Consider the following 15,636-nt stretch of genomic DNA (forward strand, 5'->3'; position numbering starts at 1 on the left):
AGTTGCAGTTGGCAGTTGTGAAAAGTAGTCTACAATAATGAGATTTGGTTACGAATTTGATTGCTGAAAACTGCAGACCAAACACTAAAAACTGAGACTGAGACTGAAAAAGTTTTTCCTTATCTTTGAGCTCTTTTTATAAAATGATATGATACAATCAATGACCGGTTTTGGTAAAGCGACTTTGCAACTACCAACCAAAAAAATAACAGTCGAAGTAAAATCCTTGAACAGTAAAGGTTTGGATTTAAATGTACGCATGCCTTCGCTGTACCGCGAAATGGAACTGAGTTTGCGCAACCAAATTGCGCTGAAACTCGAACGCGGAAAAGTAGATTTTTCTGTTTTTATAGAAAGTACTGCCGAACAAACTTCTACCAAAGTCAACGTACCGATTGTGAAAGCATATATGGATCAACTTAAAGAAATTTGTAACGAAGGATACGAAACAGAGTTGATGAAAATGGCTATTAGAATGCCAGACGCCATGAAAATAGAACGCGAAGAAATTGACGAAAACGATTGGATTCAAATTCAAACCGTTATTGAAGAGGCGTTGCAAAACATCTTGAATTTTAGAAGAGATGAAGGTATGTCACTTGAAAAAGAATTTCAATTGCGTATTGGCAACATTCGTCAATACATGACAGAAACTTTGGCGCTTGATCCAGAGCGTGTGCAAGCCATAAAAGATCGTTTGCAAACTGCTATTGCTGAATTGAAAGTGAATGTTGATGAAAATCGATTTGAACAAGAATTGATTTACTACTTAGAGAAACTAGACATCACCGAAGAAAAAGTACGTTTGACGAATCACCTCGATTACTTCCTAGAAACTATCAACGGAACCGAAGCTAACGGTAGAAAATTAGGTTTTATCACTCAAGAAATGGGACGTGAAATCAACACGATGGGGTCCAAATCAAATCACGCACAAATGCAAAAATTAGTCGTTCAAATGAAAGACGAATTGGAGAAAATTAAAGAACAGGTGTTGAATGTTTTGTAGCTTAAATTTTTTGAAATGAAGAGAGTTATTTTACTGTTTTTTCTAATAACATCAACTTGTTTTTCACAACAAAAAAACATTTCAATTGAAAGTTTCAGGACTAATGATAGAATTTTTTACGGTTCAATTGATGATAAGTATGACATTACAATTTATTTAAAAGTAGAAAATTTTTCAGAAGATCATTTATATGTTTATTCAGTTAAAGGCTGGTACTATTACAATAAAGTTAAGAAAATGATTCCTTTAGTTGGCATTTATAATCCAATGAAAGGAATGACATTGTTTAACACTACTGATAAAGTTTTCGAAAAGAAAATATTGGATTTTGATTTTTCAGGCATTGTTTGGGATAAATTAGAAGAAATTGAAAATTTAAAAAAATATAATGAAAAATTTTTCATTTCAAATAATCCAACTGAGAATAATACCTGGTCAAATAATACTAAAAATCTAAAAGTAACTATTAATAATGAATTACAAGATATCTATGTTTTTGAAGATTTTAAGTTTTTAAAAATAGATAATTCAGTAATTAATCTTTCAAATTATCACATAGGTTACAAGAACTTAGAAATTATTTCAAAGAAATTATCTACTTTAGAAACACGGTTATTATTAAAATACGAACAAGCAGGAAATCCAAACATTCAAGGAAACTGCGGCGGAGCAACCGATTTCGGTTACATAATTTTAGTCATTAATAATAAAAAGGAGTTAATTCAATTTGAAGAAATAGAAATAGAAAATTGTAGAGGATTTATTTATTCAGAAAATTTACAACAAAACAATAAAAAAATACTCCAATATAAAATCACAGATTCAAGTGATGATAAAGAAATTAGTAAAATCATCACGATTGATATTGAATCCATAAGACTTATAAAATAGTGCAAAACAAATGAAAAAAGGAAAATTAATCGTATTCTCGGCACCGTCAGGATCAGGAAAAACTACTATAGTTAGGCATTTATTAAAGCAAGAAGACTTGAATTTAGAGTTTTCGATATCAGCTGCTACACGAGAAGCTCGTGGTGAAGAAGTAAGTGGCAAGGATTACTATTTTATGTCATTAAAAGATTTTAAAACGCACATTAAAAACGAGGATTTCGTAGAATGGGAAGAAGTCTACAGAGACAATTTTTACGGAACTTTAAAAAGCGAAGTAGAACGTATCTGGGCACTCGGTAAAAATGTAATTTTTGATATTGATGTAGCCGGCGGATTGCGCATCAAGCATAAATTTCCCGAAGAAACTCTTGCTGTTTTTGTAAAACCACCAAGCGTGGATGAACTCAAAAGACGATTAAAGGAACGATCCACTGAAAGTGATGACAAAATCAATATGCGTATCGCTAAAGCATCTGTAGAACTTGCAACTGCTCCACAATTTGATGTGATTATCAAGAACTACGATTTGCCAGTTGCTCTAGAAGAAGCGTATCAATTGGTGAAGGATTTTGTAAAGGATTAAAATTATTACACAAAGATTCGCAAAGAAAAAAAAGAGATTCACAAAGCATTAAAAATTTTTCGTGAATGTTTGCGAAAAGCTAATATATGAAGAATTTGCCTATTGCAATTGAGGAAGCGTATCAATTGGTGAAGGATTTTGTAAAGGATTAAAATTATTACACAAAGATTCACAAAGAAAAAAAGAGATACACAAAGCTTTTAAAAATCCTTCTCGAAACTTTTAAAAGCTTTTGCGAACCTTTGCGAAACAAAATAAATATGAAAATCGGACTTTATTTCGGAACGTTTAATCCCATTCATGTTGGGCATCTTATCATTGCCAATCACATGGCAGAGCACTCTGATTTAGATCAGGTTTGGATGGTGGTTACGCCACATAATCCTTTGAAGAAAAAAAGCACACTACTTGATGATTATCACCGTTTGCAAATGGTGTTTCTAGCTACTGAGGATTTTCCAAAAATCAAACCATCGGATATTGAATTTAAGCTACCGCAACCTAATTATACGGTAAATACTCTTGTGCACTTAGAGGAAAAATATCCTAACTACGAATTCTCTTTAATCATGGGAGAAGACAATTTGAAGTCGCTACACAAATGGAAAAACTACGAAGTAATCCTTGAGCGTCATGATATTTATGTGTACCCACGAATCTCATCCGAAGAGGAAAACTTGGAGTTTAAAAACCATCCAAAAATACATTTGATTGATGCTCCGGTTGTAGAGATTTCAGCAACTTTCATACGTGACAACATTAAAAAAGGCAAAAACATTCAACCGCTGTTGCCCGCAAAAGTTTGGGAGTACATTGATCATAATAATTTTTATAAGAAATAAAATCAAAAAACCTTTTTCAACTCTACTTGAATATTCTCAAAAATAGTACTCAAATTATCATTTTTACCTGACAAGACATAAACAGCTGTGCTAGGCATTTGTTTACTATTCCACAACATTTGAATTTTGTTTTCGGCTAGTAACTTTTTTGCATTAATATCCCAAACTACTCCTATTCCTGTATTTCTCGAAATGATTTCAATCATTTCATATTCAGACGGAATGATATAGTTAGGAACCATCGACGGTCTTTTTTTATTAAAGACATGCAACCAAAATAATTTGATATGCGGAATTTGAGCATTGTGACTGTACCATTTTTGATCGTTTAGCCAATGTTCAATAGCCGCAAAATCTTTTAGTTTTATACTAGCTTTTAATGGCGTAACATCAATTTCTGATGATCCTATAATAACCTGTTTGATCTCACCTACTTTTTTCTGAATGGTATCAAAAGTGTCATATTGTTGAGTAACTACCGCAAAATCAAGTTTTTTTTCGTTCACCAATTCAAACAACGTGTCATTGTCATGAAAACTAAAGTCAATATACTCAAACTTTGACACCAGAGCACTACCCAAGCTAGACATTAAATGTTTAGAAATTCCTATTGAAATTAACCGATTGGCGTTGAATGCTTTGGCTCGAAAACCATTTTCTACATTTTCCAATCGGTCTAATGCTTCAATGATTAAATTATTGAGTAACTTAGCGTATTCTGTAGGTTCTACACCTTTTGACTTTCTATTGAAAAGCTTGTACCCCACGTGCGCTTCTAGCATGGATATTTGCTGACTCACAGCGGGCTGACTGATAAACAACTCTTTGGCAGCCGCAGAAAAATTTCCGTTTTTGTACACTGATTTAAAGGTTCGGTACCATTCTAGATTGACCATGATATAAATATATTTATCACAAACATAATTTAAATTATTTTTACTGATAGCATAATCGCCGTAAATTTGTACAAAGAAATTACAAGATGAAAAAAATCGCATTATTTGCATTACTAGTATTAACAATGGGTTGTTTATCAGCAACAGCACAAAAAACAAAAAAAACTAAGATGAAAAAAGTATTATTCGTTCTAACTAGTCATTCTGAACTAGGGAACACAGGAGAAAAAACAGGATTTTGGATTGAAGAATTCGCTGCGCCTTATTATGAGTTAGCAGATAAAGGAGTGATCATTGATATTGCATCACCACTAGGAGGACAGCCACCAATTGACCCAAAAAGTTCAGATCCATCTTCGGCAACTGAAGACACTAAAAGATTTGATAAAGATACTGAACTACAAGCTAAACTAGGTAAAACACACAAATTAGCTGATGTTAAACAAGCTGACTATGATGCTGTTTTTTATCCAGGAGGTCATGGTCCATTATGGGATTTAGCAACTGATGCGAACTCTAGTGCATTGATTGAATCTTTTTATACCAATAACAAACCTGTTGCTTTTGTATGTCACTCACCAGCAGTGTTGAAAAACGTAAAAGTAAACGGAGAATTCTTAGTTAAAGGTAAAAATGTAACCGGATTTTCTAATACCGAGGAAGAAGCAGTGGGATTGACAAATGTTGTTCCATTTTTATTAGAAGATGCCTTGAAAGCTAACGGTGCTACTTATTCAAAAATAGGAGATTGGCAGCCTTACGCTGTAGAAGATGGTTTGCTAATCACAGGTCAAAATCCAGCTTCGTCAAAATTAGTAGCCGAAAAATTACTGGCTCAATTAAATTCAAAAAAATAAGAGAAAGTCGCTAAGATACTGAGAAGCTATGTTGCTAAGCTTTAAAAACTTAGTATTTTAGTAACTTAGTAACTCTTTAAAAATTAAAACATCATGTTAAACTTCGAATTATACAATCCTACCAATTTAGTTTTTGGAAAAGGACAAATAGAAAAACTATCCACGCTAGTGCCTCAAGGAGCTAAAATTCTTTTGGCGTACGGTGGTGGAAGTATTTTCAAAAATGGTATTCACGAGCAAGTGATCAACAATCTAAAAGGTTTTGAAATCATTGAATTTGGCGGAATCGAACCCAATCCGCATTTTGAAACTTTGATGAAAGCGGTTGACGTAATTAAGGAACAAAACATTGATTTCATTCTTGCCGTTGGTGGAGGATCTGTAATTGATGGGGTGAAATTTATTTCAGCAGCTGTTCATTTTGAGGGAAATCCAATGGAAATTCTGCAAAAAAGATTGTTGATTAAGGACCTGTCTAAAGTAATTCCTTTTGGAACAGTCCTTACATTGCCAGCAACAGGAAGCGAGATGAATTCTGGTTCAGTTGTTACTATTCAAGCTACCCAAGAGAAATTGGCTTTTGGTGGTTCCGCATTATTCCCAAAATTTTCTATTTGTGATCCAACAGTCATTCAATCGTTACCAAAAAGACAATTGCAAAATGGTGTTGTAGATGCGTACACTCACGTTTTGGAACAATATTTAACTTATCCGCATGAAGGTTTTTTACAAGATCGTATTGCCGAAAGTATATTACAAACCTTAATTCAAGTAGGTCCTGAAGTAGTTGAAAATCCATCAGATTACGCCTTGGCTTCTAACTTTATGTGGAGTTGTACCATGGCATTGAACGGTTTAATTCAAAAAGGAGTTCCATCTGATTGGGCTACGCACATGATTGGTCACGAGCTTACGGCTTTGTACGGAATTGATCATGCCAGAACGTTAGCAGTAGTTGGTCCAAATTTGTACCGCGTCATGTTTGAAACCAAAAAAGGAAAATTAGCACAATACGGAAAACGTATTTTCAATTTAACGGGTTCTGAGGATGAAATTGCAAACGAAGCGATCAAAAAAACAGTAGCCTTTTTTCATACCATGGGAATGGACACTAAATTGTCAGACTACACTAAAGAGTACGATAAAACTGCTGATTTCATAGTAGACCGCTTTAAAGAAAGAGGTTGGTTAGGATTAGGAGAAAAACAAAACATCACTTTAGAAAAAGTAAAAGCCATTGTTGAAATGAGTTATTAAACTTCACTCATACTTTTATAGCATAAAAAAAGGCGTTCTCTAAAATAGGGAACGCCTTTAACATTCTAAAATATAACTAACTCACTCAATTCAAACAACTGTTAAAATACTGCTTACTAATTAACTATAACGTCTTAAAATTAAAAATAGTATACCATAACTAAAAAAAATATAATTATATTTTACTTTTTTAAGATAAATTTTCAAAAAACTTAGTATCCACAATACCTCTGACAATAATTAAATTTGTTTCATTAGACCTTTTTTAAGTACTTTTGATTAAATTCAGTAAACAATGACCGATAATAAAAAATTTGCAGTAATTGGTGGTGGGAGTTGGGCTACAGCAATAGCTAAGATGCTTTGTGTAAATCTTGACGAAATAGCTTGGTACATGCGTAATGAAGCTGCAATTGAACATCTTAAAACCTATAAACACAATCCTAACTATTTGAGTTCGGTTGAGTTTGACGTTAAAAAACTAAAACTTACCAGTGACATCAACGAGGCAATAGCCTATGCTGATTATATCATCTTTGCTATTCCATCTGCCTTTCTTGGTGCAGAATTAGAAAAACTTACCGTTTCATTAGAAGATAAAATTATTTTTTCAGCCATAAAAGGAATTGTTCCAGAAACAAGCCTCATAGTGGGCGAACATTTTCATGTAAAATATGATATTCCGTATTACAATATTGGTGTCATAACAGGCCCTTGCCATGCCGAAGAGGTAGCTATGGAGCGCCTATCTTACCTCACCATTGCTTGCGGCGACCCTGATAAAGCCAAAACGGTGGCTAAAAATTTGTCTGGAAACTACATTAAGACAAAAATTACAGATGATATTATAGGTACTGAGTATGCTGCTATGCTAAAAAACATTTATGCTATAGCTGCAGGAATAGCACACGGTTTGGGGTATGGCGATAATTTTCAGTCTGTATTGATGAGTAATGGGATTCGCGAGATGAAAAAATTCATCAAAAAAGTACATCGCATGAAACGCAACATCAACGACTCCGCTTATTTAGGTGATTTATTAGTGACCGGATACTCTGTTTTTTCTAGAAATAGAATGTTTGGAAATATGATAGGTAAAGGATATACTGTAAAGTCAGCCATGATGGAAATGAGTATGGTTTCTGAAGGGTATTATGCAGCCAAAAGCGCTTACAAACTCAATCAAGCTTATGGTGCCAAAACACCAATAATAGATGCTGTACATAGCATTTTATATGAAGGTCAAGATGCCAAGGCGGTATTTAAAAAACTAACCGACAAACTTGATTAGTCTAGCAACCGTATTCAAAATTTAAAATAAACCTCATGAGTGAAAGATGGAAATATCAAATTACGATGGGTAGTATATGGGGAATAGTAATGACTGTTTTTAATGTTCTGTTTGACTTAAAAGAAACTCCACTAGCAGCACAAGTTGCCACTTCTGCTTTTTATTTAAAAGCTGTGGCTTATATTTTAGTAGGCATATTTGTTTTGGGGTATTACACCTGGAAATCAAAAGTTAAATGACAAAACTAAAAAAACATTTTTATGAGCGAAAGATGGAAATTCAAACTTAAATACGGGTTAATTTGGGGATTTATGGCCTCTAGTATCACGGCTGCTTTTGACGTGTTCGAAATGTCTATCGAGGATGCCTTTTTATCCAGAAGAAATTTATTTCGAATACTATTTTTTGTTTTTACTGGGATTTTTATAATAAGCTATTTTGCTTGGGAGAAAAAAATAAGGGAAAAACGTTCTAATAATCTATCTAACAATAACACCGTCAACAAATAAAATAGGTACTTCTTCTACCACTGTTTCATTTATAGCGTTTGCTTTAAAAATAAATTTTTTATCGTATAATTTTCCATCCATGAAAAACGTGAGCATGAATTCATTGTTAAGCGCTAAAACACTTTTTTCGATCATTTCAACCTTCACCACAGAAACCGCTGGCACTTCCATAAAGGCGTGACGCAAAAGCGATGTTTTTTTCATTTCACCATCAATTGTACCAAAAGCTTTGGAAACAACCATCACACTTTCGATCAAGTAATCGCTATCGTTTACTAGATATGCGTACCACACTTTCTCCATAAAATCGTCGCTCCATTCTTGCACTGCTGCAAAAAAAACGTTTTCTACTTCGGGAATGATGATGTCTTTTTTCATAAGTTAGTCTTAATGTCTAAGGTCGTAAAGTCTTAAAGTCGAAGAAACTCGAAAACAAGTATTTCTTTCGACTTTATAACTTTATAACTTTTGACTAAATTGAGGATTTAAATTGCTCTAAGAAACGAACGTCATTTTCGTAAAACATACGAATATCGCCTATTTGATACAACAACATTGCAATACGCTCGATACCCATTCCGAATGCAAATCCGGTATGTTCATCAGGATTAATGTTGCAGTTTTTTAATACATTAGGATCTACCATACCACAACCACCTATTTCTAGCCAGCCAGTTCCTTTGGTAATTCTATAATCTGTTTCGGTTTTTAAACCCCAGTAAATATCAATTTCGGCACTTGGTTCTGTAAATGGAAAATAAGAAGGACGCAAACGGATCTTAGATTTCCCAAACATCTCTTTGGTGAAATACAACAAGGTTTGTTTTAAATCAGCAAATGAAACGTCTTTATCAATGTACAACCCTTCCACTTGATGAAAAATACAGTGGGAACGAGAGGAAACAGCCTCATTACGAAAAACGCGCCCTGGCGAAATAGTACGAATAGGCGGCTTGTTGTTCTCCATGTAGCGCACTTGCACAGATGAAGTGTGTGTACGCAACAAAATATCTGGATTAGTTTGAATGAAAAATGTATCTTGCATATCACGTGCCGGATGGTATTCTGGCAAGTTCAATGCAGTAAAATTATGCCAATCATCTTCAATTTCTGGACCTTCAGAAACGTTAAAACCTATGGTAGAAAAGATGTCTATGATTTGGTTTTTAACCAATGAAATAGGGTGACGAGAACCGATGATAACCGGTTCAGCAGAGCGAGTCAAATCACCATAAAACCCTTTACTTTCATCTTTACTTTCTAAAGCTTCTTGTATGGATTTTACTTTTTCTTCGGCAGTGGTTTTTAGCAAATTCATGATTTGTCCAAACTCCTTTTTTTGATCGTTTGGTACATTTTTGAACTCAGCAAACAAATCTTTCAAAAGACCTTTGCTTCCTAAAAATTTAATTCGAAACGCTTCTAATTCAGTTGCATTTTGAGTTGAAAAAGCTTGAGCTTCGCCGATATATTCTTTTATCTTGTCTATCATTTTCCTTCCGTAATTGAGAGTGCAAATTTATGAAATTTGTTCCAAGTTTCAAGTTTAAAGTTTCAAGTTTGTTGCAGCACATTTATAAGTAATCATCTTACATGAATTAACTATTCTATTACTTCGCGTTCTAAGAAATAATTCACAATGGCTTCTTTCATCAAAACCGATTGTTCTCCTGCCTTTAACGCTGGTAATTGCTCTTTAACTTTATAATGTGGCCAACCGTCTTTGTCAAAAAACTCGAATTCATAGTAACCATAAGGCTCTAACAAACGGCAAATGGCAATATGCATCAAATTGAGTTTTTCGTCTTTTTTAAATTCTTGGTGTACTTTGCCTAATTCTTGCACGCCAATTAAATAAATAATGGCATCTAGATCTAAATCCTCGCCTTGCGAAAATTGATCAGAAAGTAGTTGAACCAGCTGTTCCCAGCGTTCTTTTAGTTGTATATCTCTGGACATTGTTTAAAGTTTGAATGATGGATTATGAATTATTGATGTACAACTCATAAAATTATTTGCACAAAGATAAGAACTTGAAAATTGGCAATTGATAGTCAACAATTCTTTTATCTTTGTTCTTTATTTAAATCACTATATTTTTATTTTTATGAGTTTTCTAGATATTATATTAGGTGCATTACTAGCTTTTGCTGGGTTTAAAGGTTTAAAAAATGGTCTTTTTGTTGAACTAGCTTCCTTAGTTTCGTTAGTATTAGGAATCTATTTAGCTATTAAATTTTCATTTTTTTCAAAAGAAATCATTTCGGGATTTGTAAACTGGAATCCCAATACCATCCAAGTAATAGCATTTATGATTACGTTTTTAATCGTTGTTGTAGCAGTAACATTTTTAGGTAAATTCCTCACTGGGATAGCGAGTTTTGCTTTCTTGGGATGGGCCAATTCTATAGGTGGTGGTTTTTTTAGAATATTAAAAACCGTTTTGATCTTAGGAATTGTATTTTCAATTTTTGAAAAAATAAATTACAATCATATATTGGTCAAGAAAGAAACGCTTGACAAATCCATATTTTATAATCCCGTTCAAAAAACTGCTGCTTACCTCTATCCTTCCTTACAAGAGTGGTATAGCAGTTTGAAGAAAAAAAATAAAGAATAATCTACTTCACTTCCTTAATCGCACTACTTTCAATCCAACCAAAAGTTCCATCTGTGAGTTGGATTTTTTTCCATTTTCCAATAGTTTCAAAAACGTAGACTTTGGCTCCTTCATGTATTGCTAACAAAGGTTTTCCGCCTTCTCTCGGTTCTTTTTTCACATCTGTTTTTTCGGCAAAAACGATCGCCGGTCGTTCAGAATAATAATACTTTTTCTCAAAAAAAGCTGCCGAAAGTACTACCAAAAGCAATACAAAAGCAATACTCATAGCCGTAAAGAACACTCTTTTTAAAATTGGTTTTCGAGAAAAATAATACACCAAAAAGAACGTGAAAAATAAAAATGAAAAACCTAAGGCAATCTTTCCCCAAACGTCATAGTCAAACTGTCCCGTGAAGTCTTGTATGAGTTTTGCAAAGCCTACTTTAGGAATCACCTTAAACTCATCAATGGTTCTTTTTTGGGCGAATTTTAAGTTACCTGCCGCCTCAACGTTTTCTGGATTTAGTACAAGGGCTTTCTCATAATTGTAAATAGCTGGCGCAACTTGATTAAGCTTATAGTAGGCATTACCCAAATTAAAATACAACTCTGATGAGTGTTGGTTGTTTTTTAAAACACTTTCATAAGCCGCTGCAGCCTCAGTATACTTTCCTTTTCCATATAAAGCGTTGCCGTTCTCAAAGCCACTTTGGGCAAAGAAAAATTGGGTTGAAAATAAAAATATGTACAGTATGTTTTTCATAACAATTTAAACACGAAGGTCACAAAGATTTCGCTAAGATCACTATTTAAAGTGCTCCATTTATAACTCTTCTTACGCCTTCTTTTAGCAATTTAACATTAAAATTAATTAGTAATCCTAATCTACAATCTGACAATCTCAAATAGGTTAACAGTTGAGCTAAGTGAACATCCGTCAAAGCTTCAACAGATTTTACCTCAACGATAAACTTATTTTCAATTAACAAATCAATCCTATAACCCACATCTAACTTTACCTCTTCATAAATCAAAGGAAGCGCTTTCTGCTTTTCTACTTTTAAATTACTTTTTTTAAGTTCATAAAATAAGCATTCTTCATAAGTACTTTCAAGCAGTCCGGGACCTAAAGCTTTGTGAACTTTTAAAGCACTTTCAAATACAATTTTTGATATTTCGTTCTCCGTCATTATCTTTTGTAAAAACTTGTGTACTCTGTGATTTCTTTGTGCTCTTAGTGGTTAAGTAATTTGTTTTTCTAAATCCGAAATTATAACTACCGCTTTGTCAAAATCCTGTTGAATCGTGACACTTGATGAAGGTGCATAACGCGCTATTTCACAATTTTCAGTAAGTGTAATAAAATCGGTTACCGCTTCTGGATTTGCATTACGAGACAACAATAATTCTTGAATATTATCCTTACTCATTTCTGAGGTTTCAATATTTAGTTTGGCTTTCAAGAAATTATGCATCGCTTTTTCTAATGCCACATAAAACAGTTCTTTATTATTGATTTGTTTCTTGGCTTCTGATAAATATTTCTTGGCCAGCTTGTTATTCATGCGGACTCTGTTTCCAGCAACATCACCATCCATAGCTTCTTTCTTCTTTTTGAACAACACAATCAGCGGGATCAATAAAAAAGGAAGTAATAACAACCCCGTAAACATATTAGAACCTAAAAAATCTTTCTTATTTATTGGAACAAAATTAGTCTTTGACTTAATGTTTTTAAATTCTTCTACAGCCGCAATTTTATTTTTATTACCCTTTGTAGCGGTAGAATCTACAGGCGTAGGCCCATCAAGTACATGTATCATGATTTCCGGCGAACGTAAGGTTTTATAGGTTCCAGAACTTAAATCAAAATATGAAAACTGCATTGGTTTTACCGGATAATTCCCTTTGTATTGCGGAACTATAGCATAACTATCAACTGATTTTCCTGCCATTCCAGATAGCGGTGTGCTAATATCTTCGCTGTGAACGGCATCATACATTTCCAGAGCATTTGGAACTACGGGCTTTGGCAAACTAAATAGTTTTAAATTCCCTTTTCCGGTAACGCTCACAACCAAATCTAGGCTTTCACCATGTTTTAAATTAGTTTTTGATGGAGTAACTTTAAAATCAAAATTACCCACTGCACCAGTAAAATCATCTGGTTTGCCTGCTTCAGGTAGTGGTTTTACGTTTATTGTTTTGGCTCCAGCCGAAACTCTTTTTGTAGTTTCGGTGAGTAGCATTCTACCAAACATATCTCTACGGTTCGTAGGCAATTGCACATCAACAGATAAGGACAGTGGCTCAATTTTAAGTCTACCCGATTTTTGAGGATACAATACTACTTTCTTAAGAACAATATACCTGAAATTTTGACCTTTAAAAATGCCTTCTTCGGCAACTAGTTGTTTTATTTCAATGTTTTGACTCCAAAAATCATTGTATTTGGGTTTACTTGTTTCCCCAAGATTTGTAATGCCAATGTTTGCAAAATACAATTTATATACAACCGTAACTGGCTCATTGAGATATGGATTAGTCTTAGAAACATCAGCAACCAAATATAAGTTTTCATCACCAGAAATTTGAGGATCGTTAGGATCTCTAGGCTGCTCTGTAGCTGCAGTAACCGTTATCTTTATAGGTGCTGTTTTGTAAATTTGCCCGTTGTACTCAATAGCCGCCGACTTGATTACAAAAGTTCCTTTTTGATTGGGAACCAAAAAATAAGAATATGCTTTTTCAAAAGAGCTTCGTCCATTAACCCATGACTGACTCACTTGCTGACTAGGTCCGGCAATAATTCTGAAACCATCAAAAGATGGCTGCACGAAATTATCGCCGTCTACATTCATCATAAAATCAATACGCAATCTTTCATTTAGGCCTAACGTGGTTTTGCTTACTCTGGCCTCAAATTGAACCTGAGCACTCAGCGTGCTGCACACTAATAAAACAATCGCTGCAATGTATTTTTTCATTTTCAAAATCTCTAATTGAATTACCAATCTTTTTCTGTTTTAACTGGTTTTCCTTTTACTTTTTGGACATTAACCTTGTCTTGAATTTTCTTTTCCTCTTTGTTTACAGCGTCTAAAAGATTTTCTAAACGGTCTTTAGAGATTCCTCCTGGCGCAGGTTTAGGCTCTCCTTTTTCATTTGGTTTCGGATCTTTATTTTGCTTATCCTGATCCCCTTTGTCGTCCTTTTTATCTTTTCCCTTGTCGTCTTTTTTATCTTTTTCTCCGTCTTTCTTGTCGTCTTTTTTATCCTTATCCTTATCTTTCTTGTCGTCTTTTTTCTTGTCGTCCTTCGGCGGATTGTCTTTTAGCATTTTTTTAGCCAAGGCATAATTATAACGTGTTTCCTCATCCGTTGGATCATTACGCAACGCATTTTTATAGGCTTCTACGGCTTGAGTATAATCCTTTTCATTCATAAATACATTTCCTAGGTTATGAAAAGCACGGTGTTTTTCGGGTCTTGTTTTCGAGTTTTTTAAGGCTTTCGCAAAAGCAAATTTGGCTTCACTAGACTGTTTTTGTTTGTAGATACTGTTTCCAAGATTAAAAGGCGCAGCAGCTTTATTAGGGAATTTTGAATCCGAAATTCGATAATTGGCTTCAGCATCCGCAAATTTATTGTCCGCATATTCTTGGTTTGCTTTGGGCAAAATTCGGTCTTTTTGTTGCGCAAGCAATCCGGCTGTACCGCAAAAAGCACCGATTAAAAAAGCAACTATAATTATTTTAAATCTTTTCATTTATTGTAGCTCTATGTCCAAAGGGTTTTGAAAACCTTTTGAAAATAATTATTTATTCTCGTTAAATAAATCCAATTTCTTAACCCAACTTGTTTTTCTTTCCAATAGAAAAACATCTGCAAATAACATCAAAAAGGCAAAGCCTAAAAACCATTGAAATTGCGATTGAAAATCGGCCATTTCTGTAGCTTCAAATTCGGTTTTTTGAATATTGTTTAGTGCATTTTTGACATACTCTAAAACTTCTTTTGTGTTATTTCCGTTTACATACCCTCCTTTTGTGGTTTTTGCAATCAATGTTAAACTTTCAGGCACCAACTTTGTAATTACAACTTCATTATTGCTGTCTTTTTTAAAACCTTCAACAACACCGTTTCGTTTTAGTGGAATTGTTCCTCCTTTTTCGGTACCTACTCCTATAGTGATAATTTTAATTCCGAGTTTAGCGGCTTCTTCTGCTGCAGCTTCTGCACCCTCATTATGATCTTCTCCATCTGAAATCATAATTAAAAGCTTGCTCGTTTTCTTATCATCAAAATAAGTAGATGATAACTTGATAGCCTCATTAAATGATGTCCCTACAGAGGAAACCATATCTGTATTCATGCTTTGTAAAAACATTTTAGCCACACTATAATCCGTAGTGATGGGCAACACTGGAAAAGCACTCCCGGCATAGGCAACAATTCCTATACGGTCACTACCAAGCTGGTTGATAATTTGCGAAACAATTTGCTTGCTTTTGTCCAATCGGCTTGGCGCTACATCTTCGGCCAGCATACTTTTGGAGACATCCACAGCAAAAACAATATCAATTCCTTCGCGTTTTACCGTTTCCATTTTAGTTCCAATCTTTGGGTTTACAAGACCAATAATAAGCCCTAGTAAAGCCAAAATAAGAATTACAATTTTTAGAACAGGTTTAAACATGGAGCTGTCTGGACTCAGTTTTTTTACCATTTCTAAATCACCAAATTCGCGTTGTTTTTTTCTTTTCCAATATAAATTGAATAAAAAAACCAACACTACTAGAGGCAGTATCAATAAGAGGTATAAATATTTTTTTTCGTCTAATTCCATTTTTTTACTTTTAGTCGCAGTATTCCGCTATAGTTTTGAACTGAAAACTG

Annotated in this window: 18 protein-coding genes; 9 read left to right on the plus strand and 9 right to left on the minus strand. The window is 34.0% G+C overall.

What is annotated here, in order from left to right; translation table 11 throughout:
* Positions 1 to 148: 148 nt before the first annotated feature.
* From LQ189_RS14435 to nadD, 4 genes are all read left to right on the plus strand, one after another.
* Positions 149 to 1,009 (plus strand): YicC/YloC family endoribonuclease, encoded by an 861-nt coding sequence (locus LQ189_RS14435; RefSeq protein WP_230158092.1) that lies wholly within the window; start codon positions 149 to 151, stop codon positions 1,007 to 1,009.
* 15 nt (positions 1,010 to 1,024) lie between these two features.
* Positions 1,025 to 1,900 (plus strand): hypothetical protein, encoded by an 876-nt coding sequence (locus tag LQ189_RS14440; protein ID WP_230158095.1) that lies wholly within the window; start codon positions 1,025 to 1,027, stop codon positions 1,898 to 1,900.
* A gap of 10 nt (positions 1,901 to 1,910) precedes the next feature.
* The gene (gmk, locus tag LQ189_RS14445; protein WP_230158097.1) at positions 1,911 to 2,483 is read left to right on the plus strand and encodes a guanylate kinase; all 573 of its coding nucleotides are present in this window, start codon (positions 1,911 to 1,913) and stop codon (positions 2,481 to 2,483) included.
* Positions 2,484 to 2,743: 260 nt separating this feature from the next.
* Positions 2,744 to 3,325 (plus strand): nicotinate (nicotinamide) nucleotide adenylyltransferase, encoded by a 582-nt coding sequence (gene nadD, locus LQ189_RS14450; protein ID WP_230158099.1) that lies wholly within the window; start codon positions 2,744 to 2,746, stop codon positions 3,323 to 3,325.
* A 2-nt stretch (positions 3,326 to 3,327) separates the two neighbouring features.
* On the opposite strand, the gene LQ189_RS14455 is transcribed toward nadD, so the two are convergent.
* Positions 3,328 to 4,221 carry a LysR family transcriptional regulator gene (locus tag LQ189_RS14455; protein WP_230158101.1) on the minus strand — a complete coding sequence of 298 codons (894 nt, stop codon included), beginning with the start codon at positions 4,219 to 4,221 and terminating at the stop codon, positions 3,328 to 3,330.
* An 86-nt stretch (positions 4,222 to 4,307) separates the two neighbouring features.
* Between LQ189_RS14455 and LQ189_RS14460 the strand changes: the two genes are divergently transcribed.
* The 4 genes from LQ189_RS14460 (at position 4,308) to LQ189_RS14475 (ending at position 7,865) form a co-directional block, all read left to right on the plus strand.
* The gene (locus LQ189_RS14460; RefSeq protein ID WP_230158104.1) at positions 4,308 to 5,078 is read left to right on the plus strand and encodes a type 1 glutamine amidotransferase domain-containing protein; all 771 of its coding nucleotides are present in this window, start codon (positions 4,308 to 4,310) and stop codon (positions 5,076 to 5,078) included.
* A gap of 93 nt (positions 5,079 to 5,171) precedes the next feature.
* Entirely contained in the window at positions 5,172 to 6,335 is a 1,164-nt protein-coding gene (locus tag LQ189_RS14465; RefSeq protein ID WP_230158106.1) for an iron-containing alcohol dehydrogenase, read from the plus strand.
* Between the two features lie 295 nt (positions 6,336 to 6,630).
* A complete protein-coding gene (locus LQ189_RS14470; RefSeq protein WP_144890235.1) occupies positions 6,631 to 7,626 on the plus strand; it encodes an NAD(P)H-dependent glycerol-3-phosphate dehydrogenase in 996 nt (331 codons plus the stop codon).
* A gap of 35 nt (positions 7,627 to 7,661) precedes the next feature.
* On the plus strand, positions 7,662 to 7,865 hold the full coding sequence (locus LQ189_RS14475; RefSeq protein ID WP_230158114.1) for a hypothetical protein: 204 nt from the start codon (positions 7,662 to 7,664) through the stop codon (positions 7,863 to 7,865).
* Positions 7,866 to 8,105: 240 nt separating this feature from the next.
* Here LQ189_RS14475 and LQ189_RS14480 read toward each other — a convergent pair whose 3' ends face one another.
* The 3 genes from LQ189_RS14480 to LQ189_RS14490 form a co-directional block, all read right to left on the minus strand.
* On the minus strand, positions 8,106 to 8,513 hold the full coding sequence (locus tag LQ189_RS14480; RefSeq protein WP_230158116.1) for a hypothetical protein: 408 nt from the start codon (positions 8,511 to 8,513) through the stop codon (positions 8,106 to 8,108).
* 94 nt (positions 8,514 to 8,607) lie between these two features.
* Positions 8,608 to 9,627, minus strand: coding sequence for a phenylalanine--tRNA ligase subunit alpha (gene pheS, locus LQ189_RS14485; protein ID WP_230158118.1), 1,020 nt, complete (start codon positions 9,625 to 9,627; stop codon positions 8,608 to 8,610).
* Positions 9,628 to 9,737: 110 nt separating this feature from the next.
* Positions 9,738 to 10,094, minus strand: a complete 357-nt coding sequence (locus LQ189_RS14490) for a hypothetical protein (RefSeq protein WP_230158120.1) — start codon at positions 10,092 to 10,094, stop codon at positions 9,738 to 9,740.
* A 148-nt stretch (positions 10,095 to 10,242) separates the two neighbouring features.
* Here LQ189_RS14490 and LQ189_RS14495 point away from each other — a divergent pair, with 148 nt between their 5' ends.
* Positions 10,243 to 10,755 (plus strand): CvpA family protein, encoded by a 513-nt coding sequence (locus tag LQ189_RS14495; protein ID WP_230158122.1) that lies wholly within the window; start codon positions 10,243 to 10,245, stop codon positions 10,753 to 10,755.
* A 1-nt stretch (position 10,756) separates the two neighbouring features.
* Here the strand turns inward: LQ189_RS14495 and LQ189_RS14500 are convergent, their stop codons facing one another.
* The 5 genes from LQ189_RS14500 to LQ189_RS14520 are packed head-to-tail and all read right to left on the minus strand — an operon-like array spanning position 10,757 to position 15,586.
* Positions 10,757 to 11,500 (minus strand): tetratricopeptide repeat protein, encoded by a 744-nt coding sequence (locus LQ189_RS14500; RefSeq protein ID WP_230158124.1) that lies wholly within the window; start codon positions 11,498 to 11,500, stop codon positions 10,757 to 10,759.
* Positions 11,501 to 11,546: 46 nt separating this feature from the next.
* The gene (locus LQ189_RS14505) at positions 11,547 to 11,927 is read right to left on the minus strand and encodes a GxxExxY protein (RefSeq protein WP_230158126.1); all 381 of its coding nucleotides are present in this window, start codon (positions 11,925 to 11,927) and stop codon (positions 11,547 to 11,549) included.
* A 51-nt stretch (positions 11,928 to 11,978) separates the two neighbouring features.
* Positions 11,979 to 13,724: a BatD family protein gene (locus LQ189_RS14510; RefSeq protein WP_230158128.1), complete on the minus strand. Its 1,746-nt coding sequence runs from the start codon at positions 13,722 to 13,724 to the stop codon at positions 11,979 to 11,981.
* Positions 13,725 to 13,744: 20 nt separating this feature from the next.
* Positions 13,745 to 14,506, minus strand: coding sequence for a tetratricopeptide repeat protein (locus LQ189_RS14515; protein WP_230158130.1), 762 nt, complete (start codon positions 14,504 to 14,506; stop codon positions 13,745 to 13,747).
* A gap of 48 nt (positions 14,507 to 14,554) precedes the next feature.
* The gene (locus LQ189_RS14520; protein ID WP_230158132.1) at positions 14,555 to 15,586 is read right to left on the minus strand and encodes a VWA domain-containing protein; all 1,032 of its coding nucleotides are present in this window, start codon (positions 15,584 to 15,586) and stop codon (positions 14,555 to 14,557) included.
* Between the last annotated feature and the right edge of the window lie 50 nt (positions 15,587 to 15,636).

It is taken from the genome of Flavobacterium sp. CECT 9288, assembly GCF_918731615.1.
Lineage (GTDB): Bacteria > Bacteroidota > Bacteroidia > Flavobacteriales > Flavobacteriaceae > Flavobacterium.

Excerpts from the sequence above, each read along its gene's own strand:
- LQ189_RS14515 (WP_230158130.1), bottom strand. The coding sequence starts at position 14,506 with ATGAAAAGATTTAAAATAATTATAGTTGCTTTTTTAATCGGTGCTTTT.
- LQ189_RS14495 (WP_230158122.1), top strand. The coding sequence starts at position 10,243 with ATGAGTTTTCTAGATATTATATTAGGTGCATTACTAGCTTTTGCTGGG.
- LQ189_RS14510 (WP_230158128.1), bottom strand. The coding sequence starts at position 13,724 with ATGAAAAAATACATTGCAGCGATTGTTTTATTAGTGTGCAGCACGCTG.
- LQ189_RS14460 (WP_230158104.1), top strand. The coding sequence starts at position 4,308 with ATGAAAAAAATCGCATTATTTGCATTACTAGTATTAACAATGGGTTGT.
- LQ189_RS14470 (WP_144890235.1), top strand. The coding sequence starts at position 6,631 with ATGACCGATAATAAAAAATTTGCAGTAATTGGTGGTGGGAGTTGGGCT.
- LQ189_RS14490 (WP_230158120.1), bottom strand. The coding sequence starts at position 10,094 with ATGTCCAGAGATATACAACTAAAAGAACGCTGGGAACAGCTGGTTCAA.
- nadD (WP_230158099.1), top strand. The coding sequence starts at position 2,744 with ATGAAAATCGGACTTTATTTCGGAACGTTTAATCCCATTCATGTTGGG.
- LQ189_RS14475 (WP_230158114.1), top strand. The coding sequence starts at position 7,662 with ATGAGTGAAAGATGGAAATATCAAATTACGATGGGTAGTATATGGGGA.
- LQ189_RS14500 (WP_230158124.1), bottom strand. The coding sequence starts at position 11,500 with ATGAAAAACATACTGTACATATTTTTATTTTCAACCCAATTTTTCTTT.
- LQ189_RS14435 (WP_230158092.1), top strand. The coding sequence starts at position 149 with ATGATACAATCAATGACCGGTTTTGGTAAAGCGACTTTGCAACTACCA.
- LQ189_RS14455 (WP_230158101.1), bottom strand. The coding sequence starts at position 4,221 with ATGGTCAATCTAGAATGGTACCGAACCTTTAAATCAGTGTACAAAAAC.
- LQ189_RS14505 (WP_230158126.1), bottom strand. The coding sequence starts at position 11,927 with ATGACGGAGAACGAAATATCAAAAATTGTATTTGAAAGTGCTTTAAAA.
- gmk (WP_230158097.1), top strand. The coding sequence starts at position 1,911 with ATGAAAAAAGGAAAATTAATCGTATTCTCGGCACCGTCAGGATCAGGA.
- LQ189_RS14440 (WP_230158095.1), top strand. The coding sequence starts at position 1,025 with ATGAAGAGAGTTATTTTACTGTTTTTTCTAATAACATCAACTTGTTTT.
- LQ189_RS14520 (WP_230158132.1), bottom strand. The coding sequence starts at position 15,586 with ATGGAATTAGACGAAAAAAAATATTTATACCTCTTATTGATACTGCCT.
- LQ189_RS14480 (WP_230158116.1), bottom strand. The coding sequence starts at position 8,513 with ATGAAAAAAGACATCATCATTCCCGAAGTAGAAAACGTTTTTTTTGCA.
- LQ189_RS14465 (WP_230158106.1), top strand. The coding sequence starts at position 5,172 with ATGTTAAACTTCGAATTATACAATCCTACCAATTTAGTTTTTGGAAAA.
- pheS (WP_230158118.1), bottom strand. The coding sequence starts at position 9,627 with ATGATAGACAAGATAAAAGAATATATCGGCGAAGCTCAAGCTTTTTCA.